General features: G+C 40.3%; 12 protein-coding genes, 1 tRNA gene and 2 pseudogenes. 8 read left to right on the plus strand and 7 right to left on the minus strand.

The annotated features are described in order from the left end of the window. Positions 1 to 220 precede the first annotated feature (220 nt). Positions 221 to 3,433 (plus strand): glycoside hydrolase family 15 protein, encoded by a 3,213-nt coding sequence (locus tag HUN01_RS16650; protein ID WP_181932188.1) that lies wholly within the window; start codon positions 221 to 223, stop codon positions 3,431 to 3,433. Between the two features lie 193 nt (positions 3,434 to 3,626). Here HUN01_RS16650 and HUN01_RS16655 read toward each other — a convergent pair whose 3' ends face one another. From HUN01_RS16655 to HUN01_RS16665, 3 genes are read right to left on the minus strand one after another with little or no spacing between them, the layout of a single operon-like run. Continuing rightward, positions 3,627 to 4,184: a hypothetical protein gene (locus HUN01_RS16655; protein WP_181932189.1), complete on the minus strand. Its 558-nt coding sequence runs from the start codon at positions 4,182 to 4,184 to the stop codon at positions 3,627 to 3,629. Between the two features lie 7 nt (positions 4,185 to 4,191). Then, a complete protein-coding gene (locus HUN01_RS16660; protein ID WP_181932190.1) occupies positions 4,192 to 4,572 on the minus strand; it encodes a hypothetical protein in 381 nt (126 codons plus the stop codon). Then, positions 4,556 to 7,231, minus strand: coding sequence for an ATP-binding protein (locus HUN01_RS16665; protein ID WP_238846294.1), 2,676 nt, complete (start codon positions 7,229 to 7,231; stop codon positions 4,556 to 4,558). Before HUN01_RS16665 ends, HUN01_RS16660 begins: the two co-directional genes overlap by 17 nt. Positions 7,232 to 7,359: 128 nt before the next feature. On the opposite strand from HUN01_RS16665, the gene HUN01_RS16670 reads away from it, so the two are divergent. From HUN01_RS16670 to HUN01_RS35425, 4 genes and pseudogenes are all read left to right on the plus strand, one after another. Further along, positions 7,360 to 7,947 carry a hypothetical protein gene (locus HUN01_RS16670; RefSeq protein WP_238846296.1) on the plus strand — a complete coding sequence of 196 codons (588 nt, stop codon included), beginning with the start codon at positions 7,360 to 7,362 and terminating at the stop codon, positions 7,945 to 7,947. A gap of 75 nt (positions 7,948 to 8,022) precedes the next feature. Next, positions 8,023 to 8,706 carry a hypothetical protein gene (locus tag HUN01_RS35415; RefSeq protein WP_238846297.1) on the plus strand — a complete coding sequence of 228 codons (684 nt, stop codon included), beginning with the start codon at positions 8,023 to 8,025 and terminating at the stop codon, positions 8,704 to 8,706. A gap of 136 nt (positions 8,707 to 8,842) precedes the next feature. Next, positions 8,843 to 8,983 (plus strand): annotated as a pseudogene (locus HUN01_RS35420) (hypothetical protein); the annotation flags it as partial. Between the two features lie 6 nt (positions 8,984 to 8,989). Continuing rightward, the gene (locus tag HUN01_RS35425; protein ID WP_203219578.1) at positions 8,990 to 9,199 is read left to right on the plus strand and encodes a hypothetical protein; all 210 of its coding nucleotides are present in this window, start codon (positions 8,990 to 8,992) and stop codon (positions 9,197 to 9,199) included. A 119-nt stretch (positions 9,200 to 9,318) separates the two neighbouring features. Here HUN01_RS35425 and HUN01_RS16680 read toward each other — a convergent pair. The 4 genes and pseudogenes from HUN01_RS16680 to HUN01_RS16695 form a co-directional block, all read right to left on the minus strand. Then, positions 9,319 to 9,495, minus strand: a pseudogene (locus HUN01_RS16680) (IS4 family transposase); the annotation flags it as partial. A 70-nt stretch (positions 9,496 to 9,565) separates the two neighbouring features. Then, positions 9,566 to 10,429, minus strand: coding sequence for a hypothetical protein (locus HUN01_RS16685; protein ID WP_181932191.1), 864 nt, complete (start codon positions 10,427 to 10,429; stop codon positions 9,566 to 9,568). A gap of 440 nt (positions 10,430 to 10,869) precedes the next feature. Next, positions 10,870 to 11,184 carry a YkvA family protein gene (locus HUN01_RS16690; protein ID WP_181932192.1) on the minus strand — a complete coding sequence of 105 codons (315 nt, stop codon included), beginning with the start codon at positions 11,182 to 11,184 and terminating at the stop codon, positions 10,870 to 10,872. 229 nt (positions 11,185 to 11,413) lie between these two features. Next, positions 11,414 to 11,487: transfer RNA gene (locus tag HUN01_RS16695), tRNA-Pro, on the minus strand. A gap of 144 nt (positions 11,488 to 11,631) precedes the next feature. On the opposite strand from HUN01_RS16695, the gene lipA reads away from it, so the two are divergent. From lipA to sigC, 3 genes are all read left to right on the plus strand, one after another. After that, the gene (gene lipA / locus HUN01_RS16700; protein ID WP_181932193.1) at positions 11,632 to 12,510 is read left to right on the plus strand and encodes a lipoyl synthase; all 879 of its coding nucleotides are present in this window, start codon (positions 11,632 to 11,634) and stop codon (positions 12,508 to 12,510) included. A gap of 58 nt (positions 12,511 to 12,568) precedes the next feature. Next, complete coding sequence (locus HUN01_RS16705) at positions 12,569 to 13,498, plus strand: NAD(P)H-dependent glycerol-3-phosphate dehydrogenase (RefSeq protein WP_181932194.1); 930 nt, start codon at positions 12,569 to 12,571, stop codon at positions 13,496 to 13,498. Between the two features lie 689 nt (positions 13,499 to 14,187). After that, complete coding sequence (gene sigC / locus HUN01_RS16710) at positions 14,188 to 15,438, plus strand: RNA polymerase sigma factor SigC (RefSeq protein ID WP_181932195.1); 1,251 nt, start codon at positions 14,188 to 14,190, stop codon at positions 15,436 to 15,438. Positions 15,439 to 15,829 lie beyond the last annotated feature (391 nt).

The raw sequence follows: 15,829 nt of genomic DNA on the forward strand, positions 1-15,829 counted from the left end.
CACCCAAAAATCTCCCTAATTTTTCACTATTTCGCCAGTGCCACGCCGAAATAAAATCACTAAAATTAAGTACCCAGAAACCTATTAACAGGAGATAATAATAAACTTACTACCCTCCACTGTTCTTCCATCAACCATTACAGAGCTTGTTCTGACTTGGTTTAGGTAATTCAGTTCACAGTCACAGGGTCGAATTTTGCAAGTTGTTCTGAACCAAACCATGAAAACATCTACCAAATTGCTAACTCGTCTAGACTATTACTACCAGCAAATCAAAACGATCATCCTGACTCGGCAGAATCCGATTACTGGTTTACTACCTGCGAGTACGGCGATTACAGCCCACGGCGATTATACAGATGCCTGGGTGCGAGACAACGTTTACAGCATTTTGGCAGTTTGGGGTTTAGGACTTGCATACCGCAAGATTGACGACGACAAAGGACGCACCTATGAACTAGAACACAGTGTCATCAAACTGATGCGCGGATTGCTATTTGCGATGATGCGACAGGCTCATAAAGTAGAGACATTTAAACATACTCAGTCGCTACTAGATGGACTGCACGCCAAATATAATACCGCGACGGGTGATATTGTTGTTGGTGATGATGAATGGGGACATTTGCAACTTGATGCCACATCTATATTTTTGCTGATGTTGGCGCAAATGACGGCTGCGGGATTGCCAATAATTTATACAATTGATGAAGTGAATTTCGTCCAAAATTTGGTTTACTACATTGGACGAGCTTACCGTACACCAGATTACGGCATTTGGGAACGTGGTAATAAAATTAATCGGGGTAGTGCTGAGTTAAACGCCAGTTCTGTAGGCATGGCAAAAGCTGCTTTAGAAGCTATCAACGGATTGGATTTGTTTGGTGTGCGTGGTAGTCAAGCATCAGTAATTCATGTGCTACCAGATGAAATCGCCCGCGCCCGGATTACTTTAGAATCACTATTACCGAGGGAATCTGGTTCTAAAGAAATTGATGCGGCTCTGTTAAGTATTATTAGTTATCCTGCCTTTGCAGTAGAAGATTTGGAGTTACGCGATCGCACTCTAAACGATATTATCAATAAACTCGCAGGTAAATACGGCTGCAAACGCTTTCTGCGTGATGGACACCAAACGGTTTTAGAAGATAATCAACGTTTACACTACGAACCGTGGGAACTCAAGCAATTCGAGCATATTGAATGCGAATGGCCGTTATTTTTCACTTATTTAGTTTTAGATGGATTATTTCGTGGCGAACAAGAACAAGTTAAAAAATACCAAGAGCTTTTAGAATCATTACTTATAGAACAAGATGGTTTGCGTTTATTGCCAGAACTTTATTATGTTCCAGCCGAAAATATAGAGGCAGAAAAGTTAGCACCACAAACGCAACCACGTTTGCCTAATGAAAATATTCCCTTGGTGTGGGCGCAGAGTTTATATTTCCTCAGTCAAATGTTGAGTGAAGGGTTACTGGCGGTTGGTGATATCGACCCTTTAGGAAGACATTTATGTGTGGGCAAACAGCGCGATGCATTAGTACAAATTGCTTTATTAGCAGAAGATGAAGATTTACAGACGAAACTAGAAATTCATGGAATTGAAGCCCAAACACCTGCTCAAGTAGAACCGATTCAAGTGAGAAAAGCTGGAGAATTCTCAGCTATTTATACCCAAATTGGACGTAACGACAAACTTGGTTTGACTGGGCGGCCAGTGCGGCGGCTGCGGAGTTTGACAACATCTAGAATCTTTCGGATTCGTGGTGAAACAATTGTATTTTTGCCTTCCTTTTCTGACTCCCAGCAGTTTTACTTAACTCTTGATTACCATTTTTTGCTGGATCAAATTAGAAGCGAACTAGCTTACATTCAAAAATATTGGAGCGATTTAGGGCGTCCTACTCTGACTTTAATGTTGACGCACACCATGTTAGAAAGTGGTTCTGAGGCATTACTAGAACTGATGCAAGAACTGAAAGATGGTATTTGTAATGGTGTACGGGTAAAATTAGGGCGGCTAAATCAGCTAATGTTGACAGCCGGAATCCAAAGAATTGATTTCCTCCCCAATGCAGAATTTTCGCGATCGCCAGTAAAAAATGCTAGCCCACGTTGCTATTATCTAGCCTATCATCCTGAGAAAAACTGGCGCTTAGGACATACCCAAGAATTTCAAGTGGAGTGTGAAACCAACTTTGGGTTATTACTTTCTCATTTGCGCTCATCAGAGAACATCTATGAGCAAATTGAGTTATTGCAAACTTTAACTCGCTTACAGGGAATGAAATTTGATACAGGGTACGGTGGCCCAGGATATCGCGTCACCGTAGGCGATTTACTAGATGAAGTTTACACCAAAGCTGGAGATTTAGGTATTTGGGCAGTGGTACGGCGGGCTGCTGGGTTACGCCAAATGGTTGATATTAGCCTATCAGATGCAGTCACGAGTATTTTGGTGCGAGGTAAACAAATTGCTGTGGGTAAAGCTTACAGCGAAGCGTCCTTGATTACCGTACCCATGTCTCACGATGAAATTGCTGATAAAATTAATCATTTTTGTCGTGAAGATATCCGCGATCGCGTCCTCACTCAAGAGATTTTAATCTATCTTGGTATCTTAATTCGCTCAGAATCCGAACTCTTTCAGGGACTACTCACGCTAAGAGTCGGCTATCTCATCTTATTACTAACCAGCGAACTAGCGCGGGAATTACACGTTACTCAAGATGAAGCTTATGATTACTTAATGCAACTTTCACCCTTTGAAGTGAAAATGCGTTTGCGTCAGGTATTAACTGGATATACTGGCATGAGTAACCTATTACGCCAGCAAGAATCACTACACGTCAAACAAAAAGAAAGTGATATTGCTTGGGTGGTTTTACCAGCGATTGCAGAAGGAATAGAAGTCCCATCAGGCGGTTGGCGGCGGTTTCGCCAAGCAGAAGGTGCAACAGGGCGTGTACCAAAAGAGTTTTTTAAACAAGTTTGGGTATTAATGCAACATTGCAAGGGTCTAGTAATTGGCGATAAACTAGAGCGGCGCAATCGTTTAGATAGTGAGATAATGCTGTCGGAAATGACAGCGGGAGAAAGAAATTTTGCTCTGTTAGTTGAGCATTTGCTAAATAAAATTGAAGCTCCAGAATACCGCCAAGTTAATATTGAAGCATTAATCGAATTAGCTGCGATCGCAGCCAACAATCCCAACCTGCAAATTGAAGAATATATCGTGTTGGATGTGTTAATCGGCCATGCAGTGCGATTGGCGTGGTTAGAGAATCATAATCATCGCAGCGATCGCTATGATGAGGATAAGGCGAGTGCATGGCGATCGTTTTACAACACCTCTCCTAGAGATTGCGCTAGTTATATCCTCAAAGCCTTCCGCTTTTTGACAAAATTTGGCGAAGTCAGTGCAGCTTAATTAGCACAAGTGTAGGCTGCGTTACACTATGTTCACAAACTGAAAAAGCCTTGCTCTAATTCCCTCCTTTTTAAGGAGGGTTAGGGAGCATCAAGCCTTAACCCAAGCGTATTGTAAGAAAAAACTCAATTATAGGATGCGATCGCACCCAAAACTAGGACAGTGAATGACTATAACTAAACAGCCATATACATTATCGGATTATCCCTATTGATTGCAAGCTCATAAGTAACTGAGCAATACCACCTGCTGCAACACCAGCACCAGTTGCCAAACTACCAGCTATTTGGATTATTTCTTTCAAGGAATCACCTTTTTCTTTAGCATCCTCACTGTCATCTTTTTGTTGCTGGATTTCATTATTTATGTTAACTGTTACTTGGTCGCTCTTGTGATTAAGAGAATCTAGCAAGTTTTCCATCTGAGCAATACGTGTATCTACTTTATTAATACTTTGTTTTAGATTCTCTAACTTGGACTCCATCTGACTTTTGACTTCACCAATCTTTTCTTTACAAGTTTCTACGCTAGTTTCACGAGCTTGAACAGCAACTTCTATTTTTTGTACTAACTTACTATCAGACTCTGTATAAATTCCTTTACTTCTTTTAAGAATTTGCAGTTTTTCTTGCAGACTTTCTAAATCTTCTTGATGGTCTTTTTGTTCTTCGCCCAAAGATTCAATTTTTTTTCCAAAGTCTTTAATTTCAGCTTCTAATTCTTGGCGATCGCTATATTCTGTTCCAGACATAAGTATTTTATAAATTATTAATTTTAACAAACATTTTCTGCAAATCAGCTAAGTTCATGCTTTGGATAAAATTTGTCATTACTTGGCAATCGTGGGCTATTGCTTTCAGTTGTTCTGCTTCTGGATTAGTTGGGAAATATGACTGAAATTTAGCAATCAATCCGGCTAGATGAGTAAAATTATTCTGGATTACCTTTTGGTCTTTTTGCATAGACACAATTACCTTTGAAGGTGAATTACCAGTTTTATCCAATTCGGATACCAAATCAGGAGCAAAGTTAAGCTCTTGGTAGATTTTGAGCAAACTTAGGTAAGATTGGTTGAGCTTGATAGCTTTATTAGCTAAAGTTTCATACCTAAGAACAAATTTTTTAACTGTTATATCCAAGGCTATTTCCTCCTAATTTCAAATCCTGCCTAACCTTATCAATTTTTACTTGCTCAACAGCACGATTCAAGACTTTTGTCAATTCGTATTGTAATTCTTGTCGGTCTTTTTGTAACTGTTTAAGAGTATCCTGGAGAGAATGCTCCTCTAAATCTGTAATTCGCCGTTGTTCATAAGCAATTTCATCCTCATGTTGTTTAAGTGGGTTAGCTTGTTTAGGGTTATCCAAAAACTTCGTTAGCTTCGTTACCTGTTGCTGGAGAGTTTGCAATTGACGAGAAAGTTTTTGCCATTGGTGTTTGTACTTGTCGCGCGGAATGCGGTTATGGGTGTCAATTACTTCCTGGTATAGCCTGTCAAATACAACTAATTTGCTGGTAAGATGTGATCGCAACTCCAATAAATCGCTTAAAGTCAAATTAGGACAAGGCTGTAGACGTTTGAAATTGTGAATATTATCAGCTTTGATGCGTTTGTCTGTTAGTAATAGTTCGTCTTGAGGAATTGGATTTAGAACAAAGCGTAACTCCCCAGCAAGACTATAAAAAACTTCTGTTTTCAACTCATTCAATAGTGCTTGTAACTCGTTGCAACCCTGAGAAACCTTTTGCAACTGGTTGCAGATGTCGGTAAAAGTTTGACGATACTCACCACATAGGCGGTGATGTTCTTGTAAACTTGTCTCAAATACTGTTTGCTGTCCTTGAATATACCAATTATAGGACTGAATCAAAGTTTTAATTTTGTCATTATTAGTCGAACTTTCTACCTTTAACTTTTCTTTAGCACTATTTTCTTGAGGAATTTTGACCATACGGGGACGATACCAACCTTCCATATATAAGAAGGACTCACCAGGATTTAAACGAGCAATTTCTTCTGTTTGAGATTGATCCAAAAGCATCGCCTGACCGATATCTTTGCGGTCATCTGCTGATACTAACCTATGAGCAATTTTGATATTAGTATTCTTTACCACCTCTGCTGCAACTGCTGTGGGTAACTGGTCGGCAATAATAATTGCTTCTCTCAGCGCCCGCATTTCTGCTAACATTCGCGTGACATAATTAGCAGCTTCCTGTTTAGTATTAGCATCATCTGCTGAACTTGCTCCTAAATTACGTCCTACTAAGTTATGAGCTTCTTCTAATAAAATTACATGTTCGGGAATTCCAGGTTTCTCGGTACGTTGACGTTTAATATATTCCCGAATCTTAGTTAACAAAAGAAATGTCATCAAATTAGCTTGATCTTGGTTCAAGTAATCCAATTCCAGAATCGTTGGATATTTTAATAAGTCAGCAATTGTTGGACTACTTTTTTGGCTATTTAACATTGCACCGACACCACGACGTAACAAACTACCTATCCTTACTTCAAGGGCAGTTTTCAGGTTAGATTTTACTTCCCCCGCGTAGTCTTTAGTTGCAAATAAGGCAGTGATTTTGTCATACAAATCCCGCATCATGGGAATTTGTAAATTTTCTGGTGTTCCCTCTTCATTTCCAGTCCAACCCCGGTCATAATAAATTTCTTCCAATGCTTCTGAAAGTAAAGCAGGTAAAGGTCCAGAAAGCGGTAATGCACCACGAAATGAAGCCTCTAGATTAGAAATATGTTCATAAAAAGGTACACCTGGCGACACGTCAAAAGGATTAAACCGGAAAGGTGAAATCAGATCATTTCCCAAAGTATAAACCCGCAATTCTCGTTTAAGAGCGTGAAGCTTTTGCAATTGGTCAGTAGTAAATTTATCAGAATTAGGTTCAATAGTGAGTAGAGAACGATATTCTGTTTTTGCAGGTTCAAATACCAAAAAAGGAATATTTTGACACCATAGTTGAGTGAGTATATTAAATGCTGTTGTTGTTTTACCACTACCGGGAACACCACAGATAAAGGCATGTTTGTTAAGTTGCTCAAGTTTGATTTGGATGGTGTTTTCTGGACGAGTGGTTTCATAGCCACCAAAATCAATCCATTGCTTGTCCGGTGTTAAACTAGTGATATCATTTTCCTGACGTATTCCGGCTACGGAGGCATCACCAGGAACAACAATGCGAAATAAACCGCTAATTTCACTCAATGTGGCGTAGCGATGTAATGGTTTTAAATCTGCGACTCGCACACCACCTTTACCCGTGATAGAATCACCACCAAATTCCGCTTCACCGAGTTCTCTATCCCATTCTTCCCAGTGTGTAGAAAGGGAGATTGTCCCCTGTTGGGTTGCAATGATACTACTTGAAAATGCTGGATGATATTTATCAATAATAACGGTACGATAGCGACTCTTTTTCGTACCACTCAGCAACAAAGTTCCCAAGACACTACGAACTACTAATTCATTGGTTCCCAGGACTTTAAAGCTATAACTATATAGACTTTCGGTAAGGTAAGAAGATTGATATTTTTCATAAAGTCGGGAAACCAATTGTGCATTTCTATCTCCCTCTCTAGAACTACTTAAGCTGGAACCGCTACTAGCCTGTCTTAATTGTGAGAGCATTTGGTCAAGGGAATTAATCCAGCTAGATTTATCTTGCAAAGATGTAGTATCTGGTTCCAGAGTTATTTCCAACATTAGTGGACTATTGAAGCTAGCAATAGCCTGACAAACTACTAGCATATCGTTAGCTTCTTCAGCTTCTAATTGCATCGGTACATAATAACTTGATAGCCCCTTTTTTTTGAGTGATTCTAAAGAGTCGTATCCGCTCAATAAATCGGGGTAGTAGAAAAAATAACAAAGTAGAGAGATGCACATAGGGTCGTAGAATATATGACATGGCGCAAAAGCAATCTCCAGAAAAACAAGTAGAGGCATTGTTGCAAACCATCGACCCCTCAAAGTTTGCAGACGAATCCTTGCGCCAGACATTAACTGTTCTGCTAAACGTCATAGAGCAGCAACAATCAGAGATAAAAGAATTACGTGAAGAAAACCAAAAACTACGGGACGAAAACAATCGTCTGAAAGGCGAACAGGGGAAACCAGAAATCAAGAGCAATCAGTCGAAAGGGTTCAAGAGCAATCATTCATCCGAAAAAGAACGACACACTCCAAAAAAACATACGAAAAGTAGCAAAAATCAGAGCATAAAAGTAGACAGGACATGCATTCTGGATTATCCGGCGAGTGAGCTACCGCCTGATGCACAGTTCAAAGGCTATGAAGAGGTAATCATTCAAGATATTTCACTGTTAACTGATAACGTATTATTCCGGAAAGAAAAATATTACTCGCCTAGTGTTGGAAAAACGTATTTAGCATCTTTGCCACCTGGTTACGATGGAGAATTTGGTCCGGGAATAAAAGCTCTAGTAATTAGCTTATATTACGGCGGTAATATGACCCAAGGTAAGTTGCTCTGACTTTTCACGGGAAGTCCTCAAGCCCCCAAAAAGCGTGGATTTTTCCACAGGTTCATTCTCAATAACTCTAAGTTAATGAAAATAGTCAACGGAGAAATCAGGGCTTGGGAAACCATCAAAATGACCTTTTCCACATGCCGTGAAAAGTCAGGTAAGTTGCTAGAGTTTTTAGAGAATATTGGGATCTCAATGTCGGCTGGCTATTTATCAAATCTACTCATCAAAAACTTAGGCGATTTTGAAGCTGAATATAATCAAGTTTATACATCTGGGTTAGAAAGTAGCTCGTGGCAGCATATAGACCAAACAAGTGCCCGTGTTAAAGGAGTAAATCAGACCACGAATGTAATTTGTAACCCCTGGTACACAGTCTACTCAACTACAGCTAAGAAAGACCGACTAAGCGTAATTGGGGTCTTGCAAAATAGACAAGAGCTTGAATATGTTCTAAATGGGCTGACTTACGAGTTGCTTACAAGTTTTAATGTCCCAACTAAATGGCACAATCAAATGAAATTGTTGCCGCAAGAAACAGTTTTGACTGAATTAGAGTTTAATTCATTGCTGGATACGTATTTAAGCAAGCTAGGTTCTCAATACCGGACTCGTGTTTTGGAAGCTGCTGCAATTTCGTTCTATCATCAGCAATCTCAAATACCAGTGGTAGAATTTCTGGTCTGCGATGATGCACCCCAATTCAAATTAATTACAGATAATTTGGCTTTATGTTGGGTACATGAAGCCAGACATTATAAATAATTAAGTCCATTTGTTGGTTTTTGTCAACAAACATTAGACAAATTTTTTAGGGGAATTTTGGGATTACTACCGAGAATTAGTCGCTTACAGAAATTCCCCTTCCCCAAAAACCAAACAGGAATTAAAGACTAAATTCTGTCAGCTATTCGGTACTGAAACTGGATATAAACAATTAGATGAGCGAAAAAAATTAACGGCAGCTAAAGAGTCTGAACTACTGCTGGTCTTAGAGTATCCAAACTTACCTTTACATAATAATCCGGCGGAATTAGCTGCTAGGACTATGGTGCAGCGACGAAAAATTAGTTACGCCACTCAAACGAGTGAGGGTACTAAGGCATGGGACATTTTTATGTCTCTTGTTGCCACTACTCGTAAATTGGGAATCAGCTTCTTTGAATATATACATGACCGGATTTCTCTCTCTGATAAAATCCCCGAATTGGACACTATTATTCGCTCAAAATTTTCTATTAATCCTCAACCTTTATAGTCAAGCGTTTGCATTCAAATAGAATCCCTGCGTTAGAACAATCTAGTTAACTCTCAATAAATTGGATGTTAGCAAGTCTTTTTTACTTTTATTCGCTACCCCGACTTATTGAGCCGATACTCAAATCCTGTATTGTTTAATCTCTTAAATAAATCTCGCATACTTGTTAAGCTATTATCCAGAGCATAGGATAGCCAGCACTCAAAGAATAGACGACTATTCAATACTGGATAATCATTTTTTGGCAGGCTTTTCAAGATATCTTTGACAATTTTGGGAAATGAATTTATAATCACAATCAAACTAATATAGTTTAAGCCTTCGCCCAAAAATACCATATTTTGGGCTATTTTTATCGGATTTTTCTTACCGTTCAACACTTCTGTTATTCAATATATTGTTAGCGGCTCTAAATCTAGTTATATGATTGTTGCTTCGGAGGCATAAAATCAAATTTTTAATATGATGATCTCCATCTTTCGCGTACATAGATGCAAATGTATTTCCTATACCTTCAAATACTTCGTTCTCATCTAAGTGAGAATTATCATCCATCACAGATGTAGCTCTTTCTAAAGCGATATTAATTTCTTTCACTCCTTTCAAAGCTAATGAATTTATTACTTTATAGCAGACATCATATTTATTAAAATCTTCATCTTTAGAATCATTTTGTTTTATGCATTTTGTCCAATGGAGATTTAAGACTTCATAATCTAGACCTAAAGTAACTTCCCTAAGCTTGTTATAATTTCCGTAAGTCCAGAAACGCAAATACTCATCATAATCATTGCTATGTGTAAGATTTGCATCAGCAAACCTTTTAATTTTCAACTGCATTATCTTTTCAGCAATCTTTTTGGGTTCTTCAGCAAGATGTCGCGAAACCGAGATAAAATCAAATCCTAAATTCTCAATTGTTGTCGCAGCAGACCAACGAATCAAATCAGTTTTTCCTGACTGCGCCTGCTCACTTAGCAGTTTCAACAAATCACTGCTTTGTTTTAGTCGTTCCTTAACATCTGCATCAGTAATTTTGCCAAAAGCTTGTATTGTTAGTGCCAGAATGGCCTCTAGTTTGACTTCTTTCAGTATCTCTACAAACGCTTCTAAAGGTGAGTCAGCGCGAGTAGCCACAGACTCAAAGAGGTCAATCTCTTCACCCGCATTTTCACAGGTGCGGAAAGCTTCAAGGATTTCAGCAGCGGTATTGAGAGTCGTGGAGTTCATACTGAAGCTAGATGCTAAATTGACAACTATAACTTAGCACCGTAGTCATATATACAGTTCAGTATAAATACTACTATGTGAAGAGGGATCTGAGTAAATGCATCCCGTTTTGGTAAATCGCTCTGCACCAAGCGCACACTACGCTAACAGACTTCTAAGTTACTGGCTCAAAAGCGAAACCTACCGACTCGGGCTACATATTTAGTCCGCCTACGCGGACTAAGAGAAAATCAAAGTCTTTCGACCCGTCTGCGCGGATTTTGTCTGTGTAACCGCGACTTATAGTCGCCCAGCCAGTAATAAATTAGACTTTACAAACATCCTCTAAATGACCTTTAATTAGTTTTGACTGTTGCAAAAAAATATCCCCTACTTCAGAAGCGCCGTTGTAAACAGACAGCAAAAGCAGGGGTTTATTAAATTTTCTTTTGTTGTTAAAACTACTTAACAGAAACAGCATCAACATCAATAGTGCTTCCACTAGAGGTAGAACCCTCAGTAGTATTAGGTACTTCAGCACCCACCTCACCCTTACGAGCTTTCCAGCCTTCAATCACTAGCCCAGACACCTCACTAACTAGCAGGGTCAAAAGAAAAACATCATCAATCTGTCCCACGACAGGTATAAAATCTGGGAGAATATCAAATGGGCTGACCAAATAAACCAACGTTCCTAAAATTACCCACCAACGGTACTTAGGGTTACGAAGCACATCCCGATACCAGGTGTAAAGCGATTGGATTGAAAATTTCATATCTTGAACCTCCTAGTTATCTTTAATTTTGACAAATTATGCTAAAAATTCCCGGTGCGAATAACCGCCCTAGTTTGTCTGGAAGACGCTACTTATAATTTGTCAACAGAGAAAAATAAGCAAATAAGGGGGAGTATTTATAATTATGTTAGAATATTTAAATTTTAAAGTGCCTTAGACCAGAAATTACGGCGCTATCGATAATTCAAGGTACTGTACTTTCAAAAAATCGGGATGACTGGATTCGAACCAGCGGCCCCTTCGTCCCGAACGAAGTGCGCTACCAAGCTGCGCCACATCCCGTCATAAAAATGGCATTGTAGATTAACAATATCACAACCTGCGGCAAATAGCAGAATTACATCTATATCTATATATATGATCACTTCGCCCAAAGCTTTGCTTGCTACGATTAAATTTATATAACTCTAATGGTAAAAGTGGATTGTGACTGTAAAACCAGACTGGTTGCGGGTAAAAGCACCTCAGCGTGAGCGCATCGGTAACGTTAAAGAAATTTTGCGGGATTTAGCCCTCAATACAGTTTGTGAGGAAGCGTCCTGTCCGAATATTGGTGAATGCTTCAACGCTGGGACTGCCACGTTTTTGATTATGGGCCCGGCTTGTACACGCGCTTGTCCCTACTGCGATATTGATTTTGAGAAAAAACCTAAACCACTAGACCCTACGGAACCTTCACGGCTGGCGGAAGCTGTTCGCCGCATGAACCTTAATCATGTAGTAATCACTTCTGTAAACCGAGATGATTTGCTTGATGGTGGTGCGTCTCAGTTTATGGCGTGTATTGATGCAGTTCGCTCTGTTTCACCCAACACGACAATTGAGGTACTAATTCCTGACTTGTGTGGTAATTGGAATGCTCTAGAGTTGATTCTACAAGCTGCGCCAGAAGTATTAAACCACAATACCGAAACTGTTCCACGCCTATATCGCCGGGTGCGTCCCCAAGGAAACTACGATCGCACATTAGAATTATTGCAGCGCACTCGTCAAGTTTCTCCCAACACGTACACTAAATCCGGGATCATGGTTGGACTCGGTGAAACTGATGCCGAAATCCGCCAAGTCATGCAAGACTTGCGAACTGTAGATTGCGACATTTTGACCATTGGGCAATATCTCCAACCTAGTCAAAAACACTTGCAAGTAGACGAATTTGTCAACCCAGAACAATTTGCGGCTTGGAAGGCATTCGGCGAAGAAATCGGATTTTTACAAGTTGTCTCTTCACCATTGACAAGAAGTTCGTATCATGCTGAACAAGTCAGAGAATTAATGGAACGTTATCCCCGCAGCCAATTTTAGATTTTAGATTTTAGATTTTAGATTGGTGAGCTAAGAGGATGGGGAGACTTTTGATTTAATGACTAATCCAAAAACTGTAGCAATTCTTGGTGCGGGTGCTTGGGGTGCATCTCTGGCAAATCTCGCCGCCGCAAATGGTCATCAGGTGCGCGTGTGGTCGCGTCAAGGTTCCCAAACTCTGGAAGCAGTTTTAAAAGATGTCCAAATAATCTTGTCCGCTATCTCGATGATTGGTGTGAGGGATGTTGCTTCACAAGTCCAGTCTTTCCCCCTTTCTCCAGAGGCAATTTTTGTGACGGCGACGAAAGGCTTAGACCCCGAAACTACCTGCACGCCGTCACAAATTTGGCAAACAATATTCCCTAACCATGCAGTAGTTGTTTTGTCTGGGCCTAATTTATCGAAAGAAATTCAAATGGAATTACCAGCAGCCACGGTGGTAGCCAGTAATATTCCCACGGCTGCGGAAGTAGTGCAATTAGTATTTTCTTCTCATCGTTTCCGGGTATATACCAATCCCGACCCTTTGGGGGTGGAATTAGGGGGAACACTGAAAAATGTGATTGCGATCGCAGCTGGTGTGTGCGATGGTTTACAACTGGGAACTAATGCCAAAGCTGCTTTAGTCACCCGTGGACTTACAGAAATGGTTCGCATCGGCAACAACTGGGGCGCAAAGACGGAAACTTTTTATGGTTTATCGGGTCTAGGGGATCTGTTAGCAACGTGCAATAGTCCCTTAAGTCGCAATTACCAAGTTGGCTATCAGTTAGCTGGTGGTAAGTCACTTACAGAAATTCTCGCAAATTTACAAGGAACTGCTGAAGGAGTAAACACTTGCCGGGTTTTAATGCAACGAGCCAAGCAACAAAACATAGCAGTCCCAATTACCGAGCAAGTTTATCGGTTACTTCAAGGCGAAATCACACCCGGACAAGCACTTGATGAACTGATGTTGCGAGATATCAAGCCAGAGTACAACTACTAGCAGTTTGTCGATGGGTAAATAAGTTTGTAGTAAGGACTTTAGTCCTTGTGTTAAGCACTTCAGTGCTTACTACATACCGGGCTTTTGTTAGCTAGACAGATTACTAACTATGTAGTCTGTCAAATTGAAATTGGCAGATTAAGGCTGACATCTAAGAGGGCGCTGGAACACGGAGAGAGTATCTGATATTTATCTACGTCTTCTATCTCCGTGTTAATATACTTTTTGCCGTTAATACTAATAAATTTTCTGATATCTATTAGTTCTACTTATACCTGAATAATCCTTAGAAAAAATTGGTAAATCGTCAGGATATTACTTTAGTCACCATGTAAATGTGACTATGCCAATTATAAAGATGACATTCACTGAAGGATGTTTATACTGTGTTACAAAAGTTACTATTCAAAACCTTAGTGGTTAAAATATTAACCAAGTAGTTGAAATATTGAAAGCCTAGCTATGGATTTAAATAGCTATTGGTTCAATCAAAAGTTTAGCAGCCGATTAAGTTCAGTAATACTGTATCCAATAAAACCCTTACAGTTAATTTCTAAAAAAATTGTAATGGAACCTTCAACCATGTTAGTTCATCGTAAATCACGGGAACAATAGCAACAGTTGAATAGCTGACCGTAATCTAAGCTGACCGTAATCTATTGTTACCTGGAGCCATTGAGACGATCTTTATGCCAGCAACATCTTTTTATGCAGATGCCCCCTACAACACCAAAAAGTCCCGCCAGGCTTTGGACTCGGATCTCACGGTTGATGACAGTGAGTTATCGGTAGATGATTTACAGGAGCTAGAAATTGCTTCTGTTGACAACGCTAACTTTGCTGCTAACACTAACCGCCGGAGTACAGACCTAGTACGTCTTTATCTTCAAGAAATTGGTCGGGTTCGCTTGTTAGGGCGGGATGAAGAAGTTTCAGAAGCTCAAAAAGTCCAACGCTACTTGCGGATGCGGATAGTGCTTGCTAAGGCCGCCAAGGAAGGGGATGAAGTGATAACGCCCTATCTTCGGTTAATTGAAGTTCAAGAACGTCTTACTTCCGAACTCGGACATCGCCCGTCTTTGGAAAGATGGGCTGCTACTGCTGATATAGTTTTATCCGATCTTAGACCGACTTTGGCAAATGGTAAACGTCGCTGGGCTGAAATCGCCAAGTTGACAGTAGAAGAGTTGGAGCAAATCCAGTCCCAAGGACTCCAAGCAAAAGAACACATGATTAAGGCTAATCTTCGCCTAGTTGTGTCTGTTGCCAAGAAGTATCAAAATCGCGGTTTGGAATTGTTGGATTTAGTCCAAGAAGGCACACTTGGTTTGGAGCGGGCTGTAGAAAAATTTGACCCAACAAAGGGTTATCGCTTCAGTACTTATGCTTACTGGTGGATTCGTCAGGGAATTACACGGGCGATCGCTACTTCTAGTCGCACGATCCGCCTACCGGTTCATATTACCGAAAAGTTAAACAAAATCAAAAAGGCTCAACGCAAAATTGCTCAAGAAAAAGGTCGGACTCCGACTCTAGAGGATTTAGCAACTGAGTTAGAAATGACACCGACCCAAGTCCGAGAAGTTTTGTTGCGGGTTCCTCGCTCTGTTTCTTTGGAAACCAAGGTAGGCAAAGATAAAGACACTGAGTTAGGTGAATTACTCGAAACTGACAGTGTAACCCCAGAAGAGATGTTAATGCGAGAATCTTTACAAAGAGATTTGCATCATCTTCTGTCAGATTTGACTAGCCGGGAGCGCGATGTCATCTTGATGCGGTTTGGTTTAGCAGATGGTCATCCTTATTCTTTAGCAGAAATTGGCCGCGCTCTCGATTTATCCCGCGAACGAGTCCGCCAAATAGAATCCAAGGCTTTGCAAAAGCTACGCCAACCCAAACGCCGCAACCTCATCCGCGACTATTTGGAGTCTCTAAGTTAGGCAATGATCAAGAGTCATTTGTCATTAGTGAGCCAGTGCGGTCATGGGGAAAACCCCCATGACCGCACTGGCGTTAGCGATGTAGGAGCGTCACCCGCAGGGTCATTTCAATACTGCTCGCTTTGTGCATTTTTAACTCGGAATAAGGTTTGGGAAAAGGTTAAAGGTTAAAGGTTTTTTCTTTCCCCTTTCCCCCGCCCCTTATCCCCAGAGGGGCCCCACCTTCCCCTTTTCCCCAAAACCCGACAAGTATTGAGGGTCATTTGTCATTAGAAAACTGCACTTGACAAATGACTAGGGACAAAAGACTGATTTGATCCCCAGGTTAAAAGCCTTTTAGAGGCTTGTAGCAAATAATTTGCATTTAATGGTACAAAAATTTCCCCATAAC

The sequence above is a fragment of the Nostoc edaphicum CCNP1411 genome (genome assembly GCF_014023275.1).
In the GTDB taxonomy this organism is placed as follows: domain Bacteria; phylum Cyanobacteriota; class Cyanobacteriia; order Cyanobacteriales; family Nostocaceae; genus Nostoc; species Nostoc edaphicum_A.